Raw genomic sequence first — 15,078 nt, forward strand, 5'->3', positions numbered from 1 at the left:
ATAAAAATACCGGTCTGGATTCCAGACCGGTACAAAACAATATGTGGGCTAGCAATTTACGCATTCACGGTTTTCGCCATTGCGCGTACAAATTTAATTGCTTCGGTTCCTGCCTTTGCGCCCTCGTACACTGCTTTTGAAACTTGCAGCAAACCACCGGTGCAATCACCAGCTGCGAAAAGACCCGGAATATTCGTCGCCATATTTTCATCGACTACAATTTTATTATTTTCTACCTCTGCCCCCAGTTTGCGGGCTAGGTCTGTACTGCCGGCTACACCAACTGCTACAAAGGCTCCCTCAGCCGATAAAGAGGTGCCATCCTCAAAACGGACACCGCTTAAGAAAGGATCGCCATCGAGCGACTGAATCTCTTTGGTGCATAACTGTATTCCCTCGGGAACGGAAGCCAGCATTTTTTTGCCATTGGTGAGAACGGTAACAGATTTTGATGTATGCAGCAACTCCAGTGCCTCATGTATAGCGTAATCTCCGTTACCCAAAACCACAACTTCTTTCCCACGGTAGAAAAAGCCGTCGCAAACTGCGCAATAGCTAACGCCATGACCCTCCAGCTCTTGCAAGCCGCGAATACGCGGTGCAGAACGGGTTGAACCGGTTGCCAGAATGAGTGCATCTGCCGGGTATTCACCGCGTGCGGTTTTTACCACCAAGCGCCCGTCATAAGAGATGCCAACGACTTCATCCTCCACCATTTGTGCACCTAGGCGCTGTGCCTGTTGCAGCCCGGTTTGCACCAGCTCCGGGCCGGTAATCGGTTCCGGGAAGCCATAAAAATTTTCTATTTTCTCCACTTTATCCAGTGTGCCGTTGTCTTTACCGATAATGGTTGTTTCCATTCCAGCTCGCAGGGTATAAAGAGCAGCCGAGATGCCAGCGGGCCCTCTTCCGACGATTACGATATTTGCCATAATTGAGCCTCTCCTTTTTTCTATTTTAATGTATCGAATTATCTTATTTAATACTAGTATATCATTTTTCGCAAAAAAAGTATCGTGACAAAGTTACAATTCGATTTCTCTCATGGAAACGTTCTAAACCATAGCCCTTACACAGCCAAAAAACGGTTAAAATCAACAGTGGTTTTCCTGCCAGATACAGTATATAATAAAGGCAAGCAAAAGGGAAAATTTGCCGTTTCTATATTTCGTGGTTTACAAGGAGGATACTAAATGCCTGAAAGAATGCCTGCGCTCTTTGTGGGACACGGCTCTCCAATGAACGCGGTGGAAAACAATCAGTATACAAAAAAATGGCAAGAAATAGGCCGCAGCCTTGCGCGCCCTCGCGCAATTCTAATGGTTTCGGCGCACTGGTATACCCACGACACTCGAATTATGGATACAAAAAGTCCCAGACTGGTGTACGATATGTATGGCTTCCCAGAGGAACTGTACCGAGTACAGTACCCCTCTCCCGGTTCCCCGGAACTAGCCAGCCGGGTACGAGAGTTACTTTCGGTGCCCGTTAAAACAGACAACAGTTGGGGAATTGACCACGGCGCATGGTCTGTGCTGCGTCACCTATTCCCGCAAGCCAATATACCGGTGGTGCAGCTCAGCATTGATGGCACTGCCGATGAACAAGTACATTTTGATATAGGTCGAGAGCTTGCCGCTCTTCGTGATGACGGAGTGATGATTATCGGCAGCGGGAATATTGTGCATAACCTGGCAAAAATTCAATGGCAGGCGGAGGGCGGCTTTTCTTGGGCCGAGGAATTTGACGGCTATATTCGGGACAAAATTGTAGCAAGAGAGTATACCGAAGTCGTTCATTACCAAAATGCAGGTTCTTGTGCCAAAATGGCATTTCCTATTCCCGACCATTTTTACCCGCTTTTGTATGTTTTGGGTGCCAGCAACAAAAACGACCAAATTACTGTTTTTAACGAAGATTGTCTATTAGGCTCACTGTCTATGACAAGCTACCTATTTCAGCCATAAATTTGCGGTGATTTTAAACCGCAAGGAATAATGAAAGGAGCATTTTTATGAACCCCATTAAAATTGTTGGATTTACCGGAAGCCTTCGCAAAGGCTCTTATAACCTCGCTGCGCTGCGCGCCGCGAAAGAATTACTTCCCAATGACGCCGAGCTGGAGATTTTAGACCTCTCTGCAATCCCATTTTTCAACGAGGACTTAGAAGGTGGGGAACTGCCTGCACCCGTTACCGACTTCATGAAAAAAATCACAGAGGCAGATGCATTGCTGATTGCTACACCGGAGTACAATTTTTCTATCCCTCCCGTACTCAAAAACGCATTAGACTGGGCTTCCCGTAATCCGGCCAGACTATTTTCCAACAAGCCAACCGCAATTATGAGTGCTTCTATGGGGCCGTTAGGTGGTGCCCGTGTGCAATACCATCTGCGTCAAGTTGGCGTTGTTCTGAATATGCGCATTATCAATCAGCCCGAAGTGTTTATTGCATCTGCACATGAAAAAGTAGACGCAGACGGTAATCTGGTTGACAAAGAGACCAGAGAGCACATTTCAGCTCTCACCAATAAGCTAATCGACTTAGTAAAAGCTCAAAAGGCCTAAACCAACGACGGAATCCATTGGAGAACACAGCCCATGCAACAGAGCAATCAGAATCAAAAAAAGAAGTCGAACAGCCTTCGTGTAAAGCTTACTGTACAGGAGCGTAAAGAATTTCAACAATACAGCCACCAATTGCTAAAGCACCCACAGGTGCAGCAAATGGAAGCGTATATTCAGCACGGTTCTGTTAGCTGCTTAGAGCACAGTGTGGCGGTTGCCGAGCTCAGCTTTTGGCTCTGCCGCAAGCTGGGAATTCGAGCAGATGTAAACAGCTTGGTGCGAGGCGCCCTGCTGCATGACTTTTTTCTATACGATTGGCATGATAAAGACCCCCACCGCTCCGGTTTGCATGGGTTCACTCACCCAAAGGCCGCACTGCGTAATGCAAATAAAGCGTTTCGGCTCAATAAACGTGAGCAGGACATTATTCTAAAGCATATGTGGCCGCTTACTCTGCGCAGCTGCCCCCGGTATCGGGAATCTGCGATTGTGTGCGCCGCCGACAAATGTTGTTCCTTTTGGGAGACCTTTTTCTGCCGCTGAGAAAGCGACACATCATAACCAAATAAAAAAAGCAGGCGGCAATAAACCGTCTGCTTTTTTCAATATCGTATTTCACATTAAGTGAGCGAGCGAACTGCCGCCTCTTTTCTGCGTGCCTCCAACCGGCGGGCACGTGCCTGTTCTTTTACAATTACCTGGCGCAGTGTTTGTATACGAAAGCGGTTGTAACGCTGTATGCACACGAACGGCAGGTTGCCAAGCAGAATGAGGGCTGAGAAAACAATTGCCATAATCAGCGAAGAGTTCATTACGAACACCACTACTACAAACATACAGTTTTTTAGGTGCATCCATTCGCCGCGGCAGGTTTCCAGCATAAACTCATCCAAATACTCCGGCGTTACACGAGATAAATGTTTTTTAGAAAAACCATCTTTCCCTATATATTGGGGTACACTGTCTTTCCATAAATGTATTTTTAAATTACTGCGGTACCAACGGCCGTTTTGCTCCCAACGGAATGCCTGGTAGCGATTTTTAGCCGGGTCAAAGGTCTGCTTCGACAATTTTACGCAAGCAAAAAACACCACGCAATGCCACATGGTGATTATCATTACATTCCATACAATTGCATGAGAAAGAGATGCGCTTTTGAACATAAATAATTCCTTCTTTAATTATAACAGTAGTGCCGTATTCTTACTTTCTATCATAAACTTTTTTCAAGAAATATTGTTAACAAATTATGAATGAAGCGTTTTTAAAAAACGCTTTTTGTAAGCATATTGCGGCTTAGCGATAGGGTATGGTAATATATAGAGAAGTGAATCATTCCCATATTTGCCTAAGGCGGTGAGGTACTCCTTATGAAAACCAAATGCCTGCTTATCATGATTGTATGCGCCGTTCTATTTTATTATCCCTACCATGCTTTTGCAGCGGCAACGGACTATTTTACAGCAGCCTTTTCCTCAGCGGCTGCTTACCCCGGTGAAACTGTGCGCATTACTCTTTCCACCCACGCAAGCACCCTCATGGAAAGCGAGCTGCCTGCCGCCTTTCGTACACAGGTTTCATACGACAGCACACGATTGCACCTTTTACGGGTAGAAACCACAGAGCAAATACAGAGCGGTGCATTTCAATATTATGATGATGGGGAATACGTAACGGGAGTCTATGCCTGCGATGGCCTTTCTGCTCCAAAACTCAACGGCGACTGCATCCGCTTTGTGTTTAGTGTTGCGGAGAATGCCGACCCCGGCACTACAAATGTTACCGTTCAGGTGGATCAAACCGCAGATTGGAACGAACGACTGCTCCCCCAATATGACCGGAACACAAATTTATCCTTTTTCATTAAGCCGGCTTTGTCTCAAAATGCAAGCCTGCAAAAGCTGGTTCCCTCTACCGGGAAGCTAAAACCCGAATTTTCACCGGATGTTGCTGAGTACGATTTACGAGTCGGAGCAGACATTAGCACGGTAAAATTCCAGGCAAATGCGGAGGACGGCGGTACAGTTCGAATTAATCGGCAAACCTTGCAACGGGCGGGGGAGACTACCGAAATCGTTGTGACCGTAACCGCTGAGGATAAAAAGAGCAAGTCACAATACTTAATTCGTGTGAACCGGGCTGAATCGCTTGGTTCTACCGACTCTGAAAGCAAGGCGGACAAGCTGCCATCTTCCTCTGTGTCTGGAAAACAAAGCTCCAGTAAGAATGCAGCTGAAAAAATTACCTCCTCACAGAAAAGCCGCAGTACAAGCTCTTCCAAATCTAGCAACAGCAAATCCGCATCATCCAAATCTACTAAAACAAGCGTAAAAAGCACCTCTTCCAAAAGTACTTCCTCTATGAAAGAAGATTTGGAAGAAAAAACAGAGCCAACTATGGTACACGCCAATGGCACCAGAAATCTTTATATTGTAGGCGGCCAATCTGACAGCCTGCCAATTTGGATAATGGCAATCTGCGTAATGGCTCTTACTACTCTTGTGGGGTATAACCTTTGGAACCGAAAAGGAAAGCAGTAAGTAGACCCATAAGTCTCATTACCAAGACATACTGAAAATAACTTTTTAAAAGGATTGCTCTCTATTCCACTTTTTATTCCTTATAAGGAACCGTTTTGCAGGATATTAGCAGCAAAGCTTAATAATAGCTAGAAAAACCGCCCTATTCCTCTTTTGTAGGAAAGGACGGCTTTTCTGTAACTACAGTAAAAACTTTACTGCTTTTTTTGTTAAACAAATTCACTATCGGAGGCATTAAAGATGATTAATCATAAGCAGATGGAAGCTTTGATGACGGTAGTATGCGAGGGCAATATTACGCGGGCGGCAAAAAAGCTATATATTTCGCAGCCCGCGCTAAGCCAAATGATACTTGGCATTGAACGCGAGCTGGGAACCCCTTTGTTTGACCGTAGTACCATCCCCATGCGGCTTACCTATGCAGGCGAAAAGTACTTGGCCGCTTGCAACCAAATACACCGCATTTATGATTCGGTCACACAACAAATTTCAGAAATTCACGATGGCAGCATTGGGCGCATCACACTGGGAATGTCGTTGCACCAAAGCATTATTATGACCCATCGCATTCTCCCCCGTTTTTTTGCGGTATACCCCAAATACGATTTAAAGCTAATAGAAATTCCCTCACATCACCTATCGGAAATGGTTCTTTCCGGCCAAGTGGATTTAGCAGTAGTGTACCGACCATTGCTCAGCGGGCTTACCTACAAGCCGGTAAATAAAGAAACTATTTATTTAGCAGTTCCTCCTTTCTTCTACAAAAGCATTCCTCACTACAATATTGGAGTAAATAGTAGGGCACTACATATAAATGACTTACAAAATGAACCCTTTATTCTTTTGAAAAAGGGGCATGGAATACGAACCATTGCAGACAGGTTATTTGAAAACAGTCACTACTCCCCTCGCATCCTGCTTGAAACGGAGAGCATTGAGGTAGCACACCAATTAACAAAAGAAAACTTGGGCTTTGCCTTTGTCCCATCCAGCATCATTCACTCCGACCATTTTCTAGATAAAAAAGGCGTGTATTTTCCCATTGCAGATGGTATCTCTCAACGAGAAATTTTTATTTGTTACCGCAAAGACAACTATCATTCTCCCGCACTGCATGCTTTAGTAGAAATTATTTCAGATACGGTGCAAATCTCGTAAACCACTTTTTCCTTTTACGAGCGTTCTATTTTGAGGGAGCAATTCCCTTACGAACATTTTCTAGCTCGTTGCATACAATGGCTGTAAAAATTAAAAGAACACCCTTTCATAAAGACCACTCCATGTCCCCTGTGTTATGTACCAAAAATCTGTTGTTACCCCGCATATTTTTCGTTTTTCTGGTAAATGCTTTTTTGTTATGGAGCATTGACAGCAGCAATTTCGTTTGCTATAATTACGTGTATAAAAACAGTAATGGCGCTGTAGGTTTCTTAGGATACCTGCAGCGTTTTTTCTATTTTAACTCAAAAGGAGGCAGCTATATGAGCAATATTCCTGAGATTTTTGGAAGCTTAGTATTTAATGAAGTTGTCATGAAAGACAGATTGCCGAAGGATACTTTTAAGGCATTAATGAAAACAAGAAATGAGGGCATTCCTCTTGACGCTCAAGTGGCGGAAGTAGTGGCAAACGCCATGAAAAGCTGGGCAATAGAAAAAGGCGCAACACACTACACCCATTGGTTCCAGCCTATGACTGGCATCACTGCCGGTAAGCATGACGGCTTCATTAACCCCGCCGGTGACGGCAAGGTCATTATGGAGTTTTCAGGCAAAGAGCTCATTCAGGGTGAACCGGATGCCTCCAGCTTCCCGAACGGCGGTATTCGCGCAACGTTTGAAGCGCGTGGCTACACCGCATGGGACCCAACCTCATACGCTTTTGTAAAGGATGGCTCTCTGTTTATTCCTACCGTATTCTGTTCTTACGGCGGAGAAGCATTGGATAAAAAAGCCCCTCTGCTGCGCTCCATTTCCGCTTTGAACAAAGAGGTTATCCGTGTGCTCAAGCTGTTTGGGTATAACGATGTAAAAAGCACAACCATCACCGTTGGCCCTGAGCAGGAATACTTCCTTGTACCAGAAGAGATGTTCCTCAAGAGAGAAGACCTAGTTTACACCGGCCGTACTTTGTTCGGTGCAAAGCCGCCGAAGGGTCAGGAGCTGGATGACCACTACTTTGGCGAGCTAAAGGTTACGGTTAGCGAGTTCATGAAAGAAATGGACGAAGAGCTTTGGAAGCTCGGCGTACTGAGCAAAACAAAGCATAACGAGGTTGCACCCGCACAGCATGAAATGGCTCCTATTTTCTCTGCTTGCAGCCTTGCAACTGACCAGAACCAGCTCACAATGGAAGTAATGAAAAAGGTTGCGGCACGTCATGGCCTTACCTGCTTGCTGCATGAAAAGCCGTTTGCTCGCATTAATGGCAGCGGTAAGCACAACAACTACTCCATTGCTACCGATACCGGCATGAACCTTTTGGATCCCGGTGATTCGCCAACCGAAAACGCACAGTTCCTTCTCTTCCTGACCGCGATTATAAAGGCGGTGGATGAGCACCAGGATTTGCTGCGCATTGCCGTTGCGGACGCAGGCAATGACCACCGCTTGGGTGGCAACGAAGCACCTCCCGCAATTGTTTCTGTATTTATCGGTGAAGAACTTGAAAATGTTCTTAATGCTATTGAGAATGGCACCGAATATAAGGCTAAGGGCCGCCGTTTTGTGAAAATTGGCGCAGATATTCTCCCTCCCATCCGTAAAGATTCTACGGACCGAAACCGTACCTCTCCCATGGCGTTTACCGGCAACAAGTTTGAGTTCCGTATGCAGGGTTCTTCCAGCTCAATTGGCTGTATCAACATTATGCTAAACACCATGATTGCAGATGTACTGTCCACCTTTGCCGATGAACTCGAGAAAGCAGAAAACTTTACCGATGCTTTGAACGAGCTGATTCGCAAAACACTCAAGGCACATAAGCGAATTGTGTTTAATGGCAACAACTACTCTGCGGAATGGGTTGAGGAAGCCGGCCGCCGTGGTCTGCTAAACTTGAGAAGCACTCCCGAAGCGCTGGCTTACTATCCCCGGAAAGAAAATGTGGAGCTGTTTGAACGCCAGGGCGTTTTAACAGAGACAGAGCTGAAATCTCGCTATGAAATCATTTTGGAGAAGTACATTAAGCAGGTGCACATTGAGGCCCTGACCATGCTCGAAATGATTCGCAAAGACATTCTGCCAGCCGTTAGCCACTACACCGGCGATTTGAGCGCACAGGCAATGAACAAGAAAAATCTTGGAATTGACTGCTCTTTGGAAAAGACTCAGATTGAGAAGCTTACTGCTCTTTCTGTAAAGCTGTATGATATGGTTGATAGCTTACAGGGTGCGGTGGATCATGAAGAGGAATCTGGCGATTACCTGAAAGAAGCGAAGTATTACCGTGAGGAAGTTCTTTCTCGCATGGAAGAAGCTCGCGCTATTGCAGATGAAATGGAGCTTTTGGTAGGAAGAACCTACTGGCCTTTCCCCACTTACGGCGAGCTGCTGTTTGGCGTAAAATAAGCATTCTCTTCTTGCTCTAAATTAGAGCCTGTAGATATGAAAAGCAAAAAGACTCCTGAGCCAGTTGGCTCAGGAGTCTTTTCTATTTATATTTTTTTACTTCTCATTTAGATTCTCTCTTGTTGTTTGCAACGCCCAACATTTTTATATTTGTTGGCAGTACCTGCATTGCTCGATTTGCAAAACCAGGTATTAATACAGACTTATTTTTCTTGAGATATTGGTAAGCCAATTGAGCCACTTTTTCTGCAGACATAGCGGTTCTTGGCATTGGTTTTCCCTCTCTGGCGAAAAAGTTTGTTCTTGTTGCACCCGGACACAGGGTACAAACGTGCACCCCGTGCTTTTGAGCCTCAAATCGCACCGCTTTACTATAACTTAGGAGAAATGCCTTACTCGCGAAATAAGTGGATGTAAACGGCCCCGGCTGAAATGCTCCTGTTGAAGATATATTTAATATGCTGCCTCGCTGTTTTTCATACATCGGGGGCAGAAACAATTTGCATAGCTTTACCGGAGTAACCATATTTAGAATCATCATCTTTTCATCGTTCTTCAAATCAATCTCTACTGTTTCTCCAGCTAAACCGAATCCAGCATTGTTTACCAATATGTCAATATTCATTTGCTCTGCTTGTATTTGAGAGTAGAGCTTTTCCGCCGCTTTTAATTGGGATAAATCTTGTTCAAATATTCGAATCGGGACATGAAACCTGTCTTGCAGTTTTTTCTGTGTGAGTAATAGGCGCTGATAATTGGATGAAACAATACTAACATGATATTGATTTGCGGCAAATACACAAGCAAGCTCATAACCTATGCCACTGGTACCACCTGTAATGAGTACATTTTTCAAAAAGACCACTCCTTCCCGTTATGCTCAGTATGACGGGAGGGAGTGATTTTGTCATTCACCTATGTTAATTCAGCTTTTGCTTTCTTTCCGAATGCGGCTTAACGAAGCTGCCCGTACCCCAATATAGGACGCGATATATTTTAAAGCAATTCTATTCTGTAATTGGGGGTTATCCTTACAAAAGGCAAGGTAACGCTCTTTTGCGTTTAATAGCATAAGTTCCTTGCACCTAAGCTCTTGATTCTCGATTTCATTCTGAAATAGATGGCTTACTATACTGCACAATTCTTTATCCATTTGTAAAATGTGTTCGATTATGGTATAAGGCAATTGAACGCAATTACAGTTCTCTAAACATTCAATGGTAAAGGTAGCAGAAGTGCCCGTACGGTAGCCTTGTGTTGAAAAGAAATCTTCTTCCGCACAAAAACATTTTGTAATATCATTTCCGTCACGGTCAATATAATATCCTCTCACAACACCCTTAATAAGATAATACAAATGGGATGCAGTATCACCTTCCCACAAGATAGTGTCTCCCATTGAGTAAGTGATGATTTTTGCATGATCATTTATGAGCGAAAATACATCTGTGCAAAACGAAACCTGTAATTTTTTCTCTAGATGCTCGGTCGCTTTCAATATCGTCATTTCTCTCACCTTATTCAAATATGAATTCAAAATAGAAAAAGCTTGGTTTACAGATTATTCTATCACATTCTTTATGCTCTGTCCGAAAAGATGTTTACGGCTTTCCTGAAAAAGTGTTCTGCTCTCTTTTTGAATTTTCTTCTTTTCCATCTTAGAATGGCCGTTGCAAAACAAAACAGGAAGGTTCGCGCCTGATGCGCAAACCTTCCTGTTTTTTTCCGGTGTGGGAAGACCGGAGCAATATTACATGATTGGAGGAAAAATCGAATTATCCTTTTACGCTGCCCAAAGCGACACCACGAACAATAAATTTGGAGAGACACAAGTAAACAACAATGACCGGGAAAATCGCCAGGGCAATGAGCAGGTAGACCTGCCCCATATCAAACTTCATAAAATCTGCGCTCCGCAATTGTGCAATTAGAATCGGCACGGTTTGTTTCTTCTTGCTGTCAAGAATCAAAGCCGGTAAAAAGTAATTGTTCCATGAGCTGACAAAGGTGAAGATTGCCTGCACGGCAATTGCCGGCTTCATCATCGGCAGAACAATTCGATTAAAGGCGTAGAACTCGCCCGCGCCGTCAATTCGCGCAGCTTCCACAATCTCAATTGGCAACGAGCTTCTCATGTACTGTATCATAAAGAAGAATACAATCGGTGAAGCAATCGCCGGGACCGTAAGAGGAATAAAAGAATTCTTAAGGCCCATGCTTGCCATCATGCGAACAAAGCCCAATGCTGTAACCTGTGTTGGCACCAGCATCACCATAATAATGAGCGAGAACGCAGCCTGATTCAACCGAAAACGGTACGCATGAATACCAAATGCCGTCATAGTTGAAAAATAGGTGGCAAAAACTGCTGCCAAACCGGCAACTATCAAGCTGTTCATCAGGCCATTTAATACCGGCAGGTTTGCATTTTTCATCAAATTATCAAAGTTGGCGCCAAGCGAACCGCCCACAATAAAGGAGAATCCTTTTTGAATATCTGGGTGGGAGCGAGTGGAGTTTACAAACAGAATATAAAATGAAAATAGTGAAAGAAAGGTCAAAAAAATCAGAATAAAATAGGCGAACCCACGGCGCATCCGCAAAAGCCCTAAATTCTCTCTTGCCGCGTTGTCTTTCATTTTTCTGCTCCTCCCTTCGCCGGTTTTTTATCACGAATGCTGAAATACACCAGTATGCTCAATGCGCCGGCTACTACAAACAGCAGAACCGAAACAGCACCTGCCATACCTACGTTTTCACTAAATAAATGCTTATTGAGGAACATAACCAGGGTCATGCTAGAACGGTTGGGGTTACCATTACCATTGGTTAAAATTTGCGGTACGTCGAACATTTGAATACCACCAATGAGAGAGGTAATCAAAACATACACCAAAATGGGGCGTATGAGCGGCATTGTTATTTTTTTAAATGACTGAAACGCCGTTGCTCCGTCTATTTCAGCCGCTTCAAATAAAGATGGATCAATTCCAAGTATTGCCGCCATTAACAAAATGGTCGTGTTACCATACCACATTAAAAAGTTCATAAGGGCAATGAGCCCACGGGTACTCCACGCATTTGCTAAAAAGCGGAACGGAGTTTCCATTCCCATAGACATTAAAATGCTGTTAACCGGACCCGAGTCGGAGAACAAGGTGAAAAACAGCATGGAAAACGCCGCAGCCATAATCAGGTTCGGCAGATAAATGACAGTTTTAAAAAAGCCGGTAGCGCGTAGGTGCAAACGAATGTCTGTAAACCAAGCCGCCAGCAAAAGCGAAAACACAATTTGTGGAACAAAGCCCATCAGCCAAATGATAGCTGTATTGCTCGCATACATATAAAGGTCTTTGTCAGAAAAAAGCGCCACATAATTATCAAAGCCTACAAAACGGGGGCCAACGTGGGTTAGGCCAACCCAGTAGCTTTCTAAAAAGCTGTTGTAAAAGGTTGAAACAAGAGGAGTCATTGTGAAAATAGCAAATGCGATGAAAAACGGGGCAATAAAGAAATAACCCCACTTGGAATAGTTCACGCCTTTTGCTCTTTTCTTCTGACGATTCTCAGGGGACTGTTGTGCAGAAGATTGATTGGGTTTTGTTAACGTGGTACCGGGCATGGAGCTTCACCTCAAATCCGGGGATTATAGCAGATGAGCCCCCAGGCTCAGGGAGCGGAGCAGTGAACCGCTCCCTGAAAAGGGGCACCTGGCAAAAAAAGTGAAAGAGTGTGAGAAAATTAGGAGGCTCGTTTTAAGTTCGGGTATTTTTCCATAATGGCTCGGTAGAAGTTATCCAAAGCCTGATCCTTTGATACGTTACCGTCAAAGTAATCTTTAAATGCTTTCTGGAATTCTTCTGTCATGCCCTGGTCGTATTTGGAGAGGTTTTTCATATTGATTTTGGGAGCCGCAGCGGCAAACAAAGCAATATGGTTCTGGCCGCCCAAGAAGGGAGATTTGTAATCGCTCTTCGCCAGCTCGCCCATAGCGGTCTGGTTATTGGTAAAGTCTTCGGTATCCAGTGTAATCTGCTTCATGGTGGCCTGGTCGCAGGTTAAGGTCTTCATAACATCGCGCACTATGTCAACGTTATCGGTTCCCTTTGCTCCGCAAATCCAGCTGCCGCCCCAGTAGTAGTTTGCAGGGCCTTGGCATACTGCGTAATCGCCGTAAATACCATTGCCTACTTCTTCCTTGCCGCCTTCCGCTACTGGTTTCGCCAAAGCGTTCTTCAGCAGTGTAAAGTTAATGCCCCATGTGGAGTAGAAGAAGCCAAACACCTTGCCGTTCGGGCCTTGGTCGGCCTGCCACTCTGGTGCCCACAAGGAAGTTTTATTGTTATAGCTCTTATCCGTAAATTCCTTTGTCTGGTCAACCCACTTCATCATAATGGGGTCAATGTGAATCGTATCTTTGTCGTCTACCCATTGCGAACTGATATTGTTCGAGAAGGTACGATAGGAATCGTCATAGCCGGAGAGCATTTTGTAGCCCTTATCATGTGCTGTTTTTGCAGTTGCATTAAACTTATCCCAATCGCTCAGCGCAAGCTGAACCTTCTCGGGGTCATCTGTTCCGAGAACGGCTTTGGCGATGGAACGGCGATACGCAAACAAACCGGGGGTTGCCTGCCAAGAAACGGCCTTGAGCTTGCCCTTGCTGTCTGTTGTAATGTCCTTGGTGTACTCAAACTGGTCTTTCATGTCTGCGTCAGTTAAACCAATATCCGCTTTTACGTCAAGCGTATAATCGGAATCGACATATTTGAGCGCGTTATCTGCCTCAATGAGGAAAATGTCAATCTTATCCGCAGCAGAATCCTGCATCTTCAGGTCGGCATCCAGCTTATTCTGGTAGGCGTTGTTTTCGCTTGGGGTAATTACCCACTCCACCTTGATGCCATCCGGCAGCTTGCCGGCGTCTTTATAGTACTTGTTAAAGCGCTCTTGGAACTCGGTGTTCCAACCATAAATGCGAAGGGTTTTAGCGGAATCTGTGCTCGCAGGTGCAGCGGACCCCGAAGGTGCTCCCGACGCAGCGGGCGTAGTGTTGCCGCCACAACCTGCCGCAGACACCAGCATTAATGATGCTAGCAGGGCGGCCGTAGCCTTCTGAATTTTCTTCATAACTTAAGCTCCTCCTTAAAATAATGCGTTTTTAAACCTTTATGAAAAGGGAAACTGACACAATAAAAGAGGGTATCGCTTTCCCTACAGCCGCCCGAGTGTTATTCCTCTAATTTTCGAACGGAGCTGCCGGGAATGAGCTGCCCTGCCACCATTACCTGCTGTGGTATGGCTAGCTTTGGCCGCTCAATGGACTCAATCAGGCGCGACGCGGCTTCACGGCCGAGCGCGCCGGTATCTTGCCGTAGGGTGGTTAGCCTTGGGCGAAGTACCTGTGAAAGATAAATGCCGTCGTAACCGGCAATGCTAATATCTTCTGGAATATGTAAACCATGCTTTTCAATCTCGTTCATTCCACCGATAAATGAAAAATCATCGGGGTAGAGAATGCAAGTTGGTCTATTGGGTAAATCGAGAAGCTCACGCGTTGCAATGCCGCTCGATTTGGGGTCATGGTACAACGCATCTTTTACATATTCTTCTGGAACATCAATGGAATGCTCCGCGCAGGTACGGTAAAAGCTTGCAAGTCGTTTTCTAGTTACTGAGGTATCTTCACCATGAATATAAGCAATTTTTTGGTGGCCACATTGGTATACATATTCTACTAAGTCGTGAATCCCCTGCACATTGTCTGACAAAATTGCAGTACGACCGTTAAATACATGGTCAATGGTAACCGTTGGAATTTCACTGTTTACCAGCTCAATCACCATTTCATCGGCAAAGTCCACACTGGCTATTACAACACCATCGCACCCGCGGTATTTGCAGTGTTCATAATAACTCATGGAAGCTGTGCCAATGTTGCGGCTAATAAAGGTGATGTCGTACCCCAGGCGCTCAGCCTCAACCTTAAAGCTTTCTAGCACGGCTGAAAAATACTCATGGGTTAAACCGCTGCAGGTTTTGTCTACAAACAAAACGCCCAGATTATTGGTTCTTTTTGTTTTTAGGGAGCGTGCCGCGGCATTGGGTAAGTAACCCATTTCACGGGCTACGCTGCGAATGTGTCTTCCGGTGCTCTCGCTAATATCTTTGTGCCCATTCAGCGCCTTGCTGACCGTCGCGCGGGAAACACCACATTTTTCGGAAATGTCCTTGATTGTAATCATAATTATGGATCCCTCCGCCTCAGATTCTGGATTCATTATAAAGGATTTTCAGAACCAGGGCAAATGGCAACTTAATCGATTTCTGAATTCATATTACCACTCATTACACATTTTTTCAATAGAAATTTGAAATTTATTTTATTATTTTTGTGATA

The 15,078-nt window shown here is 44.8% G+C and carries 14 protein-coding genes; 6 read left to right on the top strand and 8 right to left on the bottom strand.

The window, feature by feature from the left end; genetic code table 11:
• Nucleotides 1-56 precede the first annotated feature (56 nt).
• Nucleotides 57-932: an NAD(P)/FAD-dependent oxidoreductase gene (locus CAN90_RS04025; protein WP_085832547.1), complete on the bottom strand. Its 876-nt coding sequence runs from the start codon at nt 930-932 to the stop codon at nt 57-59.
• Between the two features lie 261 nt (nt 933-1,193).
• Between CAN90_RS04025 and ygiD the strand changes: the two genes are divergently transcribed.
• From ygiD to CAN90_RS04040, 3 genes are read left to right on the top strand one after another with little or no spacing between them, the layout of a single operon-like run.
• On the top strand, nt 1,194-1,967 hold the full coding sequence (ygiD, locus tag CAN90_RS04030) for a 4,5-DOPA-extradiol-dioxygenase (protein WP_085832548.1): 774 nt from the start codon (nt 1,194-1,196) through the stop codon (nt 1,965-1,967).
• A 47-nt stretch (nt 1,968-2,014) separates the two neighbouring features.
• Nucleotides 2,015-2,569: an NADPH-dependent FMN reductase gene (locus CAN90_RS04035; RefSeq protein ID WP_085832549.1), complete on the top strand. Its 555-nt coding sequence runs from the start codon at nt 2,015-2,017 to the stop codon at nt 2,567-2,569.
• Nucleotides 2,570-2,602: 33 nt separating this feature from the next.
• Complete coding sequence (locus tag CAN90_RS04040; protein WP_085832550.1) at nt 2,603-3,112, top strand: HD domain-containing protein; 510 nt, start codon at nt 2,603-2,605, stop codon at nt 3,110-3,112.
• A gap of 77 nt (nt 3,113-3,189) precedes the next feature.
• Here the strand turns inward: CAN90_RS04040 and CAN90_RS04045 are convergent, their stop codons facing one another.
• Complete coding sequence (locus CAN90_RS04045; protein ID WP_085832551.1) at nt 3,190-3,732, bottom strand: glycosyl-4,4'-diaponeurosporenoate acyltransferase CrtO family protein; 543 nt, start codon at nt 3,730-3,732, stop codon at nt 3,190-3,192.
• Between the two features lie 207 nt (nt 3,733-3,939).
• Between CAN90_RS04045 and CAN90_RS04050 the strand changes: the two genes are divergently transcribed.
• The 3 genes from CAN90_RS04050 (at nt 3,940) to CAN90_RS04060 (ending at nt 8,678) form a co-directional block, all read left to right on the top strand.
• Nucleotides 3,940-5,109, top strand: coding sequence for a cadherin-like beta sandwich domain-containing protein (locus tag CAN90_RS04050; RefSeq protein WP_085832552.1), 1,170 nt, complete (start codon nt 3,940-3,942; stop codon nt 5,107-5,109).
• A gap of 240 nt (nt 5,110-5,349) precedes the next feature.
• Nucleotides 5,350-6,267 (top strand): LysR family transcriptional regulator, encoded by a 918-nt coding sequence (locus CAN90_RS04055; RefSeq protein ID WP_085832553.1) that lies wholly within the window; start codon nt 5,350-5,352, stop codon nt 6,265-6,267.
• A 323-nt stretch (nt 6,268-6,590) separates the two neighbouring features.
• The gene (locus tag CAN90_RS04060) at nt 6,591-8,678 is read left to right on the top strand and encodes a glutamine synthetase III family protein (RefSeq protein ID WP_085832554.1); all 2,088 of its coding nucleotides are present in this window, start codon (nt 6,591-6,593) and stop codon (nt 8,676-8,678) included.
• Nucleotides 8,679-8,781: 103 nt separating this feature from the next.
• Here CAN90_RS04060 and CAN90_RS04065 read toward each other — a convergent pair whose 3' ends face one another.
• The 6 genes from CAN90_RS04065 to CAN90_RS04090 form a co-directional block, all read right to left on the bottom strand.
• Nucleotides 8,782-9,543 (bottom strand): SDR family NAD(P)-dependent oxidoreductase, encoded by a 762-nt coding sequence (locus CAN90_RS04065; protein ID WP_242953567.1) that lies wholly within the window; start codon nt 9,541-9,543, stop codon nt 8,782-8,784.
• A 60-nt stretch (nt 9,544-9,603) separates the two neighbouring features.
• The gene (locus CAN90_RS04070; protein WP_085832556.1) at nt 9,604-10,185 is read right to left on the bottom strand and encodes a Crp/Fnr family transcriptional regulator; all 582 of its coding nucleotides are present in this window, start codon (nt 10,183-10,185) and stop codon (nt 9,604-9,606) included.
• Between the two features lie 268 nt (nt 10,186-10,453).
• The gene (locus CAN90_RS04075) at nt 10,454-11,317 is read right to left on the bottom strand and encodes a carbohydrate ABC transporter permease (protein WP_085832557.1); all 864 of its coding nucleotides are present in this window, start codon (nt 11,315-11,317) and stop codon (nt 10,454-10,456) included.
• Complete coding sequence (locus CAN90_RS04080; protein WP_085832558.1) at nt 11,314-12,300, bottom strand: carbohydrate ABC transporter permease; 987 nt, start codon at nt 12,298-12,300, stop codon at nt 11,314-11,316. Before CAN90_RS04080 ends, CAN90_RS04075 begins: the two co-directional genes overlap by 4 nt.
• A gap of 119 nt (nt 12,301-12,419) precedes the next feature.
• Nucleotides 12,420-13,808, bottom strand: coding sequence for an ABC transporter substrate-binding protein (locus CAN90_RS04085; RefSeq protein WP_085832559.1), 1,389 nt, complete (start codon nt 13,806-13,808; stop codon nt 12,420-12,422).
• A gap of 101 nt (nt 13,809-13,909) precedes the next feature.
• A complete protein-coding gene (locus CAN90_RS04090; protein ID WP_085832560.1) occupies nt 13,910-14,923 on the bottom strand; it encodes a LacI family DNA-binding transcriptional regulator in 1,014 nt (337 codons plus the stop codon).
• Between the last annotated feature and the right edge of the window lie 155 nt (nt 14,924-15,078).

The organism is Clostridium merdae (assembly GCF_900176635.1).
GTDB lineage: Bacteria > Bacillota > Clostridia > Oscillospirales > Acutalibacteraceae > Faecalispora > Faecalispora merdae.

Excerpts from the sequence above, each read along its gene's own strand:
- CAN90_RS04025 (WP_085832547.1), bottom strand. The coding sequence starts at position 932 with ATGGCAAATATCGTAATCGTCGGAAGAGGGCCCGCTGGCATCTCGGCT.
- ygiD (WP_085832548.1), top strand. The coding sequence starts at position 1,194 with ATGCCTGAAAGAATGCCTGCGCTCTTTGTGGGACACGGCTCTCCAATG.
- CAN90_RS04035 (WP_085832549.1), top strand. The coding sequence starts at position 2,015 with ATGAACCCCATTAAAATTGTTGGATTTACCGGAAGCCTTCGCAAAGGC.
- CAN90_RS04040 (WP_085832550.1), top strand. The coding sequence starts at position 2,603 with ATGCAACAGAGCAATCAGAATCAAAAAAAGAAGTCGAACAGCCTTCGT.
- CAN90_RS04045 (WP_085832551.1), bottom strand. The coding sequence starts at position 3,732 with ATGTTCAAAAGCGCATCTCTTTCTCATGCAATTGTATGGAATGTAATG.
- CAN90_RS04050 (WP_085832552.1), top strand. The coding sequence starts at position 3,940 with ATGAAAACCAAATGCCTGCTTATCATGATTGTATGCGCCGTTCTATTT.
- CAN90_RS04055 (WP_085832553.1), top strand. The coding sequence starts at position 5,350 with ATGATTAATCATAAGCAGATGGAAGCTTTGATGACGGTAGTATGCGAG.
- CAN90_RS04060 (WP_085832554.1), top strand. The coding sequence starts at position 6,591 with ATGAGCAATATTCCTGAGATTTTTGGAAGCTTAGTATTTAATGAAGTT.
- CAN90_RS04070 (WP_085832556.1), bottom strand. The coding sequence starts at position 10,185 with ATGACGATATTGAAAGCGACCGAGCATCTAGAGAAAAAATTACAGGTT.
- CAN90_RS04075 (WP_085832557.1), bottom strand. The coding sequence starts at position 11,317 with ATGAAAGACAACGCGGCAAGAGAGAATTTAGGGCTTTTGCGGATGCGC.
- CAN90_RS04080 (WP_085832558.1), bottom strand. The coding sequence starts at position 12,300 with ATGCCCGGTACCACGTTAACAAAACCCAATCAATCTTCTGCACAACAG.
- CAN90_RS04085 (WP_085832559.1), bottom strand. The coding sequence starts at position 13,808 with ATGAAGAAAATTCAGAAGGCTACGGCCGCCCTGCTAGCATCATTAATG.
- CAN90_RS04090 (WP_085832560.1), bottom strand. The coding sequence starts at position 14,923 with ATGATTACAATCAAGGACATTTCCGAAAAATGTGGTGTTTCCCGCGCG.